At 60.2% G+C, this 12,039-nt stretch carries 13 protein-coding genes; 5 read left to right on the plus strand and 8 right to left on the minus strand.

Annotated elements, in window-relative coordinates; genetic code table 11:
• Together AC4PS6_RS13385 and AC4PS6_RS13390 are read left to right on the plus strand one after the other, a co-directional pair.
• Positions 1-1,241, plus strand: a 1,241-nt coding sequence (locus AC4PS6_RS13385) for an RHS repeat-associated core domain-containing protein (RefSeq protein WP_492180855.1), incomplete at its 5' end; no start/stop codon positions are given.
• Positions 1,238-1,540, plus strand: coding sequence for a contact-dependent growth inhibition system immunity protein (locus tag AC4PS6_RS13390; protein ID WP_019817509.1), 303 nt, complete (start codon positions 1,238-1,240; stop codon positions 1,538-1,540). The genes AC4PS6_RS13385 and AC4PS6_RS13390, both read left to right, overlap by 4 nt.
• 76 nt (positions 1,541-1,616) lie before the next feature.
• Here the strand turns inward: AC4PS6_RS13390 and hemB are convergent, their stop codons facing one another.
• From hemB to AC4PS6_RS13405, 3 genes are all read right to left on the minus strand, one after another.
• Complete coding sequence (gene hemB / locus AC4PS6_RS13395) at positions 1,617-2,591, minus strand: porphobilinogen synthase (RefSeq protein ID WP_019817510.1); 975 nt, start codon at positions 2,589-2,591, stop codon at positions 1,617-1,619.
• 116 nt (positions 2,592-2,707) lie between these two features.
• Complete coding sequence (locus tag AC4PS6_RS13400) at positions 2,708-3,550, minus strand: PhzF family phenazine biosynthesis protein (RefSeq protein WP_089042728.1); 843 nt, start codon at positions 3,548-3,550, stop codon at positions 2,708-2,710.
• Between the two features lie 3 nt (positions 3,551-3,553).
• Positions 3,554-4,252 (minus strand): glutathione S-transferase N-terminal domain-containing protein, encoded by a 699-nt coding sequence (locus AC4PS6_RS13405; RefSeq protein ID WP_019817512.1) that lies wholly within the window; start codon positions 4,250-4,252, stop codon positions 3,554-3,556.
• Between the two features lie 251 nt (positions 4,253-4,503).
• On the opposite strand from AC4PS6_RS13405, the gene AC4PS6_RS13410 reads away from it, so the two are divergent.
• Both AC4PS6_RS13410 and AC4PS6_RS13415 read left to right on the plus strand, forming a co-directional pair.
• Entirely contained in the window at positions 4,504-5,205 is a 702-nt protein-coding gene (locus AC4PS6_RS13410; RefSeq protein ID WP_019817513.1) for a hypothetical protein, read from the plus strand.
• Between the two features lie 58 nt (positions 5,206-5,263).
• A complete protein-coding gene (locus AC4PS6_RS13415) occupies positions 5,264-6,319 on the plus strand; it encodes a permease (RefSeq protein ID WP_019817514.1) in 1,056 nt (351 codons plus the stop codon).
• Positions 6,320-6,428: 109 nt separating this feature from the next.
• On the opposite strand, the gene mnmH is transcribed toward AC4PS6_RS13415, so the two are convergent.
• From mnmH to AC4PS6_RS13435, 4 genes are all read right to left on the minus strand, one after another.
• Entirely contained in the window at positions 6,429-7,532 is a 1,104-nt protein-coding gene (mnmH, locus tag AC4PS6_RS13420) for a tRNA 2-selenouridine(34) synthase MnmH (protein ID WP_492180856.1), read from the minus strand.
• On the minus strand, positions 7,532-8,566 hold the full coding sequence (gene selD / locus AC4PS6_RS13425; protein ID WP_020302053.1) for a selenide, water dikinase SelD: 1,035 nt from the start codon (positions 8,564-8,566) through the stop codon (positions 7,532-7,534). Before selD ends, mnmH begins: the two co-directional genes overlap by 1 nt.
• Before the next feature lie 93 nt (positions 8,567-8,659).
• The gene (locus AC4PS6_RS13430; protein WP_014717958.1) at positions 8,660-9,409 is read right to left on the minus strand and encodes a TerC family protein; all 750 of its coding nucleotides are present in this window, start codon (positions 9,407-9,409) and stop codon (positions 8,660-8,662) included.
• Between the two features lie 31 nt (positions 9,410-9,440).
• Positions 9,441-9,692 carry a hypothetical protein gene (locus AC4PS6_RS13435; protein WP_288856441.1) on the minus strand — a complete coding sequence of 84 codons (252 nt, stop codon included), beginning with the start codon at positions 9,690-9,692 and terminating at the stop codon, positions 9,441-9,443.
• Positions 9,693-9,826: 134 nt separating this feature from the next.
• Here AC4PS6_RS13435 and nhaR point away from each other — a divergent pair, with 134 nt between their 5' ends.
• A complete protein-coding gene (gene nhaR / locus AC4PS6_RS13440) occupies positions 9,827-10,729 on the plus strand; it encodes a transcriptional activator NhaR (protein WP_014717956.1) in 903 nt (300 codons plus the stop codon).
• Positions 10,730-10,733: 4 nt separating this feature from the next.
• Here nhaR and AC4PS6_RS13445 read toward each other — a convergent pair whose 3' ends face one another.
• Positions 10,734-11,888 (minus strand): MFS transporter, encoded by a 1,155-nt coding sequence (locus AC4PS6_RS13445; protein ID WP_020302054.1) that lies wholly within the window; start codon positions 11,886-11,888, stop codon positions 10,734-10,736.
• Positions 11,889-12,039 lie beyond the last annotated feature (151 nt).

A 12,039-nucleotide genomic window follows, 5' to 3' on the forward strand; every position in this document is an offset into this window, starting at 1 on the left:
TCGACACCCGCAAAGGCGAACACCGCTACCACTACGACCCCCTCGCCCGCCTGACCCGCGCCGACCACTCCCAAGACGTACAGGAACGCTTCGGCCACAACCCGGCGGGCAACCTGCTCATGCAAGACCGCCCCGGCCCCGACATCGTCGCGGCCAACCGCCTGATGATCCAGGGCGACCGCCACTACGACTACGACGCCTTCGGCAACCTCATCCGCGAACGGCGCGGCAAAGGCCAGCAACTTGTTACTGAGTACCGCTATGACTGCCAGCATCGGCTCATCAGCGTCACGCAACCCAACGGCCAGACCGCCAGCTATCGCTACGATCCATTTGGGCGGCGCATCAGCAAGACCGTGGATGACATAACCACAGAGTTTTTCTGGCAAGGCGACAAGCTAATTGCCGAACACCATGCAGAACGCCATCGCAGCTACCTCTACGAACCCGGCAGCTTCCGCCCACTGGCACTGTTGGACGGTTTCGGCCCAAAAGAAACCAGGCCCTACCACTACCAACTCGACCACCTCGGCACCCCGCAGGAACTGACCAGCCCCGAGGGCGAAATCGTCTGGTCCGCCCACTACCGCGCCTACGGCCAGATCGCTCGGTTAGATGTGGACAAAATCGACAACCCGCTGCGTTTCCAAGGGCAGTATTTCGACCAGGAAAGCGGGCTGCACTACAATCGCCATCGCTACTACAATCCGGATATTGGTCGTTACCTGACGCCAGATCCAATGAAGCTGGCGGGGGGGATCAATGGGTACCGGTATGTGCCCAATCCGACAGGTTGGGTAGACCCGCTGGGACTGAGCTGTAAAAAAACAAGCTGCCCTGAAGGGCCGTATAGCGTAATCGTTCCAGGAGGAGGTTTAGCCGCACATGAGGCGGCAGGAGGACATCTAATGCAAAAGCATGTCGGTAGAACTGATCAACAGCTGCTTGACCGCTTGAGACAGGAACCACATATCCCGGCAGCCTCTACGTTTCATGATCGCGCAACAGCTGAACTCGCCGTTTCAAAGGTATTGGATAACAATCAAGACAAAATCAAAGACTTCCTAGAAGGAAACAACCAGCAGATAGTCATCACTCAACTATCCCCAGAGCCAATCGGCACAAGTTTCAAAAAGAACACTACGACACCTGTACCCGGAAAAGAAATTTACTTAATTATTCGCAGAGACCAAAAAATGCATACTGGATATCGAATTCACACAGGGTTTCCAAACCCATGAATAAAGACTACCCCGAGCTGCAGCAATTTCTTGCTGGATACTTCAATCAAGATTGGGTTGATGATCATAAAAGCGCAAACGACGTAATTGATTTTTTTATTTCGGAGTCGCCTGAAGATACGATAAAAATAGTGCTATCAGAGCTAGAAAAACTAATATCAGCCAAAAAAACAGAGCAAGATCTTCAAGACTTTTTACTCTCTGATATCGGCTGTTATTACTATTACCCTAATGAATGGAGTGATGGACAAAGGTGGTTAAACCATGTTGCCTTAACATTAAAAAACGCCATTAAATAATTTCCTGGCCGAGATACGGGGCTGCTAGGCAGCCCCACGCGAGCAAGCTCGCTCGCCACCGGTGTACTCAGCTCCTTTAGATCCCCGCCACCGCCAAATCCATCGCAAAATACGTAAATATCAAATCCGCCCCCGCCCGCTTGATCGACCCCAACGTCTCGCGCACCACTCGATCCTCATCAATCGCCCCGGCCTGTGCGCCGAACTTGATCATCGCGTACTCACCGCTCACCTGGTACGCCGCCACCGGCAGGCGCGAGGCTTCGCGGATGTCGCGGATGATGTCGAGGTAGGCACCGGCAGGCTTGACCATCAGCGCATCAGCGCCTTCCTGTTCGTCCAGCAGCGATTCGCGCACGGCTTCACGGCGGTTCATCGGGTTCATCTGGTAGCTTTTGCGGTCGCCCTTGAGCGCGCTACCGCCGGCTTCTCGGAAGGGGCCGTAGAGGGCCGAGGCGAATTTGGTGGAGTAGGCCATGATCGGGATGTGGGTGAAGCCGGCGTCATCCAGCGCGCGGCGGATGGCCTGGACCTGGCCGTCCATCGCCGCTGACGGGGCGATCACGTCGGCGCCGGCGCGGGCGGCGGCCACGGCTTGTTTGCCGAGGTTGACCAGGGTCGCGTCGTTGTCGACATGGGCACCGTGCATCACGCCGCAGTGACCGTGGTCGGTGTATTCGCAGAAGCAGGTGTCGGACATCACGATCATTTCCGGCACGGCGTCCTTGATGATCGAGGACATGCGCGAAACCAGGCCGCGTTCTTTCCACGTGTCGCTGCCGCTGGCGTCGAGGTGGTGGGACACACCGAAGGTCATCACCGACTTGATGCCAGCGCGGGCGTAACGCTCGATCTCACCGGCGAGTTTTTTCTCAGGAATGCGCAACACACCCGGCATGCTGGTGATGGGCACGAAGTCGTCGATTTCTTCTTCGACGAAAATCGGCAGTACCAAGTCGTTGAGGGTGAATTCGCTTTCCTGGAACAGGCCACGCAATTCAGGGGAGCGGCGCAGGCGACGTGGACGGGCTTGGGGGAACTGGCTGGTCATGGCAATCCTGAAAAATGGCTGAACACTTTGGGGCGAAAGCTTATGCCCCCAAGTCCCGGCAACACAAATGCCGAGGGGCCAATAGTGTATTGCCGGGTGCGTAACAATTCATTGATCTAAAGCTGTAGACGCCCTTCGATGCACAACGCTACGGCGCCGCCCACCCAGATTTCATCGCCCTGGCGCTCGATATGAATACGCCCCGCTCGCCCAATCGCCGTGCCTTGGCTGACCACGTAACGGCTGGGCGCCAGGCCCTCGGCGAGCAGCCATTGGGCCACGCCGGCATTCAAGCTGCCGGTGGCCGGGTCTTCGGCGGCGCCATCGCCAGCGACAAAAGCGCGCACTTCAAAGTGCGCGTCCACCGCATCACGCGTCGGATCACAGGGGCCGATCACCCCTACGGCTAGACCCAGCAGTTGCGCATAGTCCGGTTGCAACGCAAGCACCGCGTCACGATCAGCCAGCATCACCGCCAGCCAACCCGCACCATTGTCGACCCACTGGCTGCGCACAATCGCCTCGGGCGCCAGCTTCAATGCCAGGCGCACGCGCTCCAGCAACGGCGCCTCCACGGGCCCTGCACGCAACAATGGCGGCGCGATAAACGCCAGTTGGTCACCCTGGCGACGAATACGCACCAAGCCGATTTCGCACTCCTGGATAATCTCCTCCCCACGTGGCACGCCGCCAGCCTGCAACCAGGCGTGGCAACTGCCCAAGGTCGGATGCCCGGCGAACGGCAGCTCTTTGAGGGTGGTGAAGATTCTCACCCGATAGTCAGCACGTGGGTCGCGCGGCGTCAGTAAAAACGTGGTTTCGCTGAGGTTGGTCCAATTGGCAAAGTCCGCCATCTGCTGGTCGGTGAAGCTATCGGCCCCGAGCACCACGGCCAAGGGGTTGCCTTTGAGCGGCACGCTGCTGAATACGTCCAGTTGTTGAAAATCGAAAGTCGGCATGCATCAGCTCGGAATGTTGAGGCCACGGATCACCGCAGGACGTGCGACAAAGCCGTCCAGCGCGCGCAGTACGTTAGGGAAATCGGTGATGCCTACCAGGTCACCGGACTCGTAGAACCCGATCAGGTTGCGAACCCACGGAAAGGTCGCAATGTCGGCGATGCTGTACTCGTCGCCCATGATCCAGGTGCGGCCCAACAGGCGCTTTTCGAGCACGCCCAGCAAGCGCCGCGATTCGGCGGCGTAGCGATCACGCGGGCGCTTGTCCTCATAAGCCTTGCCGGCGAATTTGTTGAAGAACCCCAGTTGGCCAAACATCGGGCCAATGCCGCCCATCTGGAACATCAACCATTGCAGGGTTTCATAGCGGGTGGCCGGGTCTTCGGAAAGCAACTGGCTGGTCTTTTCCGCCAGGTAAACGAGGATCGCGCCGGATTCGAACAGTGCCAGCGGCTGCCCGCTCGGGCCGTTGGGGTCGATAATCGCAGGGATCTTGTTGTTGGGGTTCAGGGACAGGAACTCGGGAGACAATTGGTCCTGGGTGTCGAAGCTGACCTTGTGCGCCTCGTAAGGCAGGCCCAGTTCTTCGAGCATGATCGACACCTTGACGCCGTTGGGCGTGGGTAGCGAATACAGCTGCAGGCGTTCTGGGTGCTGGGCGGGCCATTTGCTATTGATCGGGAAAGCGGCGAGTGCGTTCATCGAGAACCCCCTGGTCGGAAAGCCCCATCATAGTCATCTGCCTGCCGCCGTGCATGGGTCATCGTTGCGCAACATTTGCCGGCTAGTATCCCGCGTGGGCGAACCAAAGCGCCCGAATGCACTCTTAAAGAGCGCCCGAACAATGAATGGAGGCTGCTTGCTATATCGACAGGGAACACCGCAGGACGCTGATGCGTCACTGGGGCCGGGCTTGTCCGCCTTAACCCGACGCACGAAGACTCGAACCTATCATGAAGATCAAGCCTCTGCGCCTTGTGCCACGACTCAAACGTTATTCCTACATGGTATTGCCGCTGCTGCTGGTCAGCGCTGCTATCGTCACCGCCCTGGACGCCCGTGAAAGCCGTGCGCAACCGGTCGATGGCGTGCAAACCCTGGTATTCCTGCGCCATGGTGAAAAACCCGCCGGTGGCCTGGGCCAACTCAATTGCCAGGGCCTGAACCGCGCCATGAACCTGGCGACCCTGTTGCCGGAAAAGTTCGGCAAAGCCAACTATGTGTTCGCTGCCAACCCGACGCGCAACGTCGAGGAAGGCGAACTGGATAACTCCTACAGCTACATTCGCCCACTGATCACCATCAGCCCCAGCGCGATCAAGCTCGGCCTGCCGGTGAATATCGAGTTCTCAGCGAATGACACCAGTGCCCTGGCCGAAGAACTGGTCGAGGACAAGTACCGCAACGCGACCATCTACACGGCCTGGTCCCACGGTTACTTGCCGGAACTGATCAACAAAGTCGCCAGCGAAGCCGCTGGCGAAAAACACACCATTACCGATGATTGGTCTGGCAATGACTACGACTCCCTGTACGTGCTGACATTGACCTGGCACAACGGCAAGGCTTCGCTGCTCAGCCGCAACTACAAGCAAGGGCTGAATAACGGCGGGGAAAACTGCCCGGACCCGACCCAGGTCAGCGCAGATATCTGAAGCTTGGGCCGCAGGGGCGTATGATGCCGGGCTATCGACTCACCTGCGGATCCTCTCCATGTCCAACCTCGCTTCCACCCAGCCCAACCGCGGCTGGGCATTCTGGTGCAAACCTGCGCTGTTTCTCCTGGTGGCCTGCATCGGCCTCTACTATGTGAAGTGGTCGCCCTACTACCTCAAGGCGTTTGTAGCGGCCGACAACCACAGCATTGGCGCCTCGATTCTCAATGACCAGCAAAGCTCGCCCCTGGCGGCGGCGCTGGCCTATGCCCAGGTGTATTTCCTGGCCATCTGGAAAGCCGCCGTACTGGCAGTGATCCTCGGTTCATTGCTGCAGGTATTGATCCCTCGCGACTGGCTGCTGCGCCTGTTTGGCCGCGCCGGGCTGGGCTCGACCCTGCGCGGAGGGCTGTTCGCCCTGCCGGGGATGATGTGCAGCTGCTGCGCGGCCCCGGTGGCGGCGGGCATGCGCCGCCAGCAGGTGTCGGTCGGCGCGGCGCTGGCGTTCTGGATTGCCAACCCGGTATTGAACCCGGCCACACTGGTATTCATGGGCTTTGTGCTGGGCTGGGGTTTCACCGCGCTGCGGCTGGTGGCGGGGATTGTGCTGGTGGTGGGCGTGTCCCTGGTGGCACAGCGCATTGCGCGCCCGGACCACGTGCCGGAAGCAGCACTTGAAGCCGTTGCCGACGTCAGCACAGTGGAGTCGCAACCGTTCTTGAGCCGCTGGTTACGCACGCTGTGGCAGCTGTTCTGGAGCACTATCCCGGTGTATATCCTGGCGGTGCTGATCCTCGGCGCGGCACGGGTTTGGTTGTTTCCCCATGTGGACGGAGCGATGGCCGACAGCCTGGTGTGGCTGGTGCCGCTGGCGATTGTGGGCACGCTGTTTGTGATTCCGACAGCGGCAGAGATTCCCATCGTACAAACCATGATGGCCCTGGGCATGGGCACCGGCCCGGCCGTGGCCTTGCTGATGACCCTGCCGAGCGTGAGCCTGCCGTCGCTGTTGATGCTGCGCAAGGATTTCGATGCGCGGGTGCTGGTGACGGTGGCCGGCTTGACCATGCTGGTGGGGGTGGTGTGTGGGTTGATTGGAGCGGTAATTCTTTAGATTTTCAGTGGGGCCGATGGCCTCATCGCAGGCAAGCCAGCTCCCACCTTTGTATGTATTCACACTTCAAAAGGTGGAAGCTGGCTTGCCTGCGATGGCGTCCCAAAGGTCACCCCACCCGGGCCGCCCGCTCGCGCAAATACTCCACCACTGCACCCTGCTCCCCGGCAAACTCGATACGCGCGCCCTTGCTTTCGCGCTGGAACGCATACATCGGGTCGTAATACTCACGCAACAAGCCTTCAATCCATACCCGATGCAACTCCACTGCGCCGCTGCGCGCCTGTTCGGCCAGGGCATCCTGCAACACCGCCTGCAACCGCTGGAAACGCTCGCCGCCCAGTCGCTTGTGAATATTGGCCAGGCTTTGGGTCAGGCGCTCGGCAAATAATCGCTGGCCGGTTTCCCCAAACACCTCAATGAACTCGGCGCACAGGTCCACCACGTAATCCTTCAGGATGCGCTCGACACGGCCCTCGACGCTGTCTTCCAGCCACACCATCGGAAACGTCTGCATGCCCTTGTGCAATGGCAGCGGCAGCGCACAGCTGCCGATCATGCGGCTCTCGTCCTCGACCACGAACTGGTCAATGCCCGTCGCGCGCTTCTTCAACAGGTCCACCGCCAGGCGGTTCTCGAAGTCGATATTGGACGGTTGCGCCGTAGCACGCTTGCCGAAGCTGGAACCGCGATGGTTGGCGTGCCCTTCCAAATCCAGGGCATTGCGCAGTTGGCCGAGCACTTCGGTCTTGCCGGTGCCGGTCATGCCGCCCAGCAGTACGAAATCACACTGGGCAGTCGCCTGCTCCAGGGTCTCCAGCAGGAAGGTGCGCATGGCCTTGTAGCCACCGCCCACGCGGGGATATTCGATGCCCGCTTCGGTTTTCAACCATTGCTGCACGATCTGCGAACGCAGGCCGCCCCGAAAGCAGTAAAGGTAGCCATTGGGGTTAGCCTGGGCAAACTGCGCCCACTGTTCGATGCGCTCGGCCTTGATCGCCCCGGACACCAACTCATGCCCCAGCACGATCGCCGCTTGCTGGCCTTGCTGCTTGTAACAGGTGCCGACCCGCTGGCGCTCGTCGTCGGTCATCAGCGGCAGGTTGATCACCCCGGGGAACGCGCCCTTGGTGAATTCGACCGGCGCGCGGGTATCCATCATCGGGAGGTCGTTGAGGAAAATGTCGCGGTAATCGGTGATGTCCGTCGCCATCAAATCACCTCAACCGCGTTGGTCTGTCGCTCCAGCAGTTCACCGATAGGCTCAAGGGCCAGGCCCAGCTCGGCGGCGACGGCGTGGAACTCGGCATCACCCTCCGGGGTAACGGCGATCAGCAGGCCGCCGCTGGTCTGGGGGTCGCACAGCACGCGCTTGTGCAGTTCCTGCACACGCCCCAGCTTGCTGGCGTAGCTTTCAAAGTTGCGCAAGGTGCCACCCGGCACACAGCCCTGGTCCAGGTAATACTCCACCCCTGGCAGGCGCGGAACCTTTGCATAATCGATGCGGGCCGTCAGGCCACTGCCGTCGGCCATTTCCACCAGGTGGCCGAGCAGGCCGAAACCGGTGACATCGGTCATGGCCGTCACGCCGGCCAACTTGCCGAAACGGCTGCCCGGCTTGTTGAGAGTGCACATCCAGTCACGCGCCAGGCCGATATCCGCCTCGCGCAGCTTGCCCTTCTTCTCGGCGGTGGTGAGGATGCCGATGCCCAGGGGCTTGGTCAGGTACAGGCGGCAACCGGCGGTGGCCGTGTCGTTACGCTTCATATGGCGCTTTTGCACAATGCCGGTCACGGCCAGACCGAAGATCGGCTCCGGCGCGTCGATGGAATGCCCGCCCGCAAGCGGGATGCCCGCCGCGTCGCACACCGCCCGACCGCCACGAATCACTTCGCGGGCAATCTCCGGCGCCAGCACGTTGACCGGCCAGCCGAGAATGGCGATGGCCATCAAGGGATCGCCGCCCATGGCGTAGATATCGCTGATGGCATTGGTGGCGGCAATGCGGCCGAAGTCGAACGGGTCGTCGACAATCGGCATGAAAAAGTCCGTGGTGGACACCACGCCGCGCTCGTCGTCGATGGCGTATACCGCCGCATCGTCGCGGGAGGCATTGCCCACCCACAGGTTGGGGTCGAGGTTCTGTGCACCGCTGCCCGCAAGGATCACTTCCAGCACCTGGGGCGAAATCTTGCAACCGCAACCCGCACCGTGGCTGTACTGGGTAAGGCGAATCGGCTCGTTCATGGGGGACCTCAAGCTAACAAGTGGGCCGATTCTAGCAGACAGCAAAAGGCCGGCTGGGCTCTTGTGAGCACAGCCGGCCTGTTTGTTCAGCGATTACTGGCGCGCAGCGAGCAAACGTGCGTGCCGGTTACGCCGGGCGATGTTCAAGCATTCGATCGCCGCCGAGAAGGCCATGGCCGCATACACGTAGCCTTTTGGCACGTGGGCGCCGAAGCCTTCGGCGATCAGCGTCATGCCGATCATGATCAAGAAGCCCAGGGCCAGCATCACCACGGTCGGGTTGTCGTTGATGAACTTGGCCAACGGTTCAGCGGCCACCAGCATCACGATCACCGAGACCACCACGGCAATGATCATGATCGGCAAGTGCTCGGTCATGCCCACGGCGGTGATGATGCTGTCGATGGAGAACACCAGGTCGAGCATCAGGATCTGGCCGATGGCGGCAGCAAAGCCGATGGTCACGGTATTGCTGACGGTTGCCTTCTCTTCAGGCTCCGGGTCCATGCTGTGATGGATCTCGGTAGTTGCCTTCCACACCAGGAACAGGCCGCCGGCGATCAGGATCATGTCCTTCCACGAGAACGCCTGGCCGAACACTTCGAACACCGGTGTCGTCAATTGCACGATGAACGCGATGGTGCTCAACAGGCCCAGGCGCAATATCAACGCCATGCTGATACCAATGCGCCGCGCCTTGGCCCGGTGCTTCTCCGGCAGTTTATTGGTAAGGATCGAGATAAAGATCAGGTTATCGATGCCCAGCACGATTTCCATGACGATCAAGGTAGCCAATGCGACCCAGGCGGTGGGGCTGGCGGCCAGTTGTAAAAGGTAATCCATAGGTCAGTCCTGACGTGGTTGTGCTGGGGAATTAGGTTTCTTTGGTGTCGGATTCAGCAGCGTTTTCGGCGTCTTTTTCCTGCTTCTCAGGGCTGATCAAGCCCTGGGTTGCTTCACTCAATGCCTGTTCGGCGGCCTTGTGGGTGTCATCGATCGCCTGCTTGGCCGACTCGGTGGCTTTGCCCAGCACCTGTTGCGCGCTTTTCTCGACTTGATCACAGCCGCTGAGCCCTATCAATGAAAGCGCAAGCAACGACGCCGCGCCCAGGGAATTGAGTTTCATGATGTATTCCTCGTTAGAACCCTTGGGTCCAAGTAGTGGCCCCTCGATAGCGAGGCATTCTATGCAGGCGAACAGTTCAGTAAAATTCGTATTTTTCTCGCGTATACTTCGGTTTTTGCGAAGTGTAAGTGAGCATGCTCAATTATCGACAGCTGCATTACTTCTGGGTGGTGGCCAAGACCGGCAGCATCGTGCGCGCCTGTGAGCAGTTGAACCTCACGCCGCAGACCATCAGCGGGCAGATCAGCCTGTTGGAGCAGACCTTCGGTATTGCCCTGTTTCAGCGGGTCGGGCGCCAGCTTGAACTGACCGAAGCCGGGCGCCAGGCGCTGCCCTACGCCGAGCAGATGTTCCAGACCGGCAACGAACTGGAGGCGATGCTGCGCGCCCAGCCCGACGAACAGCAGATCCCGTTCCGCGTTGGGGTGGCGGATGTGGTGCCCAAATCCATCGTGTACCGGTTGATCGCGCCGACCATGGAGTTGAGCGAACCGATCCGCATCACCTGCCGTGAAGACAAACTCGAACGTTTACTGGCCGACCTGGCGATCCAGCGCCTGGACCTGGTGATTTCCGACAGCCCCATGCCCACGCACTTGGACATCAAGGGCTACAGCCAGAAGCTGGGAGAATGCGGCATCAGTTTTTTCGCCACCCAGACGTTGGCTGACCAGCATGGGGGGGATTTTCCCCAGTGTTTGCAGGGCGCACCGCTGCTGATCCCGGGCGCTGAGACCGTGGTGCGCAGCCGTTTGCAGCGCTGGTTTGCCGAACAGCAAATTCAACCCCGCATCATCGGCGAGTTCGACGACAGCGCTTTGATGCAGGCCTTCGGGCAATCCGGCAGCGGAATTTTTATCGCGCCCAGCGTGATCGCCGACGAGGTGGTGCGCCAATACGGCGTAGCGCTGATCGGCCAGACCGATGCAGTGACCGAGTCGTTTTATGCAATCTCAGTGGAGCGCAAGGTCAAGCACCCCGGCATTGTGGCAATTACCGAGGGTGCCCGGCGGGAGTTGTTTACCGCCCTGCCCTGATCGCTCAGGCATTGAGCGCCGTGGGTTTGGCGGTCATCAGCCACAGTGCGAGCAGGATCGACACCAGGATAAACCCCGAAGCGGCAAACCCCAGGCTGCCCAGGCCCAGGGTGTCGATGACATGCCCGCCCACCATCGCGCCCAGGCCAATGCCGAGGTTGGCGCCGGCGATATTCAGCGACGCGGCAAACGCCGGTGCATGGGGCGCGGCCTTCATCAAGCGCACATGGCTGACCAGGAACATCGCCGCCTGGGTCACGCCCCACACCGCCATCGCCGCGGCCAGGCCGATGGTCGAGTGAATCGCCGGCACCACCGCCACCATGCCCGCGATCATGAACCCGCAGAACACCATGGACGCAATCAACGGATGACGATCCACGGCACGTCCGCCCAGGGAGTTACCGATCAGCCCGACCGCACCAAAGCCCATCAGGCACCAGCCCACCAACGTGCCGTCGAACCCGGCCAGGCGCTCAAGGATATCTGCCAAGTAGGTATAGGCGGTGAACATGCCACTGAACACCAGGATCGACAGCAGGATATGCCCCTGCATCACGGGGCTGCGCAGGATCTTGAATTGCGAGCGCAAGCTGGCCTGCTGGTGCTTGGCCGGGGTAACCGGCAGGTAGACATACAGCAGCAATGCCTTGGCCAGGGCAATCACCGCGAGCACGGCGAACGCGGTGCGCCAGCCGAACATATCGGAAATCAGCGTGCCCACCGGAATACCAAATACGGTGGCGCAAACAATGCCAAAGCCGATTTTTTCAATCGCACGCCCGGCGAACTCAGGGCCGACAATGTCAACCGCCGTTTCGCTGGCCAGGGCCCAGAACACGGGCAAGCCCAAGGCTGGGATCAAACGGGCCAGGGCCATTACCCAAATATTCGGCGCCAGTGCCGCCACCGTATTGGCCGCTGCAAACATGATCAAGATGCTGATAAACAGACGCTTGCGTGGGAAGCGTGCGCAGTAGGCAGTGAGGAACGGGCCGAACGCGGCCACGGTGAACGCGAACAAGGTCACCAGCAGCCCGGCCTGGGACACACTGACGTTCAGGTCCCGAGCAATCGAGGGCAACAGGCCGACGATGACGAATTCTGTGGTCAGCACGGTAAAACCGGCGGCTGACAGCAGCAGGATAGGAAACAACATGAAAACTCCAGAAACAACGACATCAACGACAGCCCGAGGGGCCCGCTGACGGATAGGAAAGATGAGAGGGATGAAGCTTAACAGAACATGTGCGGATCTGACCAAGCCCGACTGAAACGGGTGACGGAATGCCGCAGCGAACGAGACGCGT

The organism is Pseudomonas sp. DW-iso17, assembly GCF_058725345.1.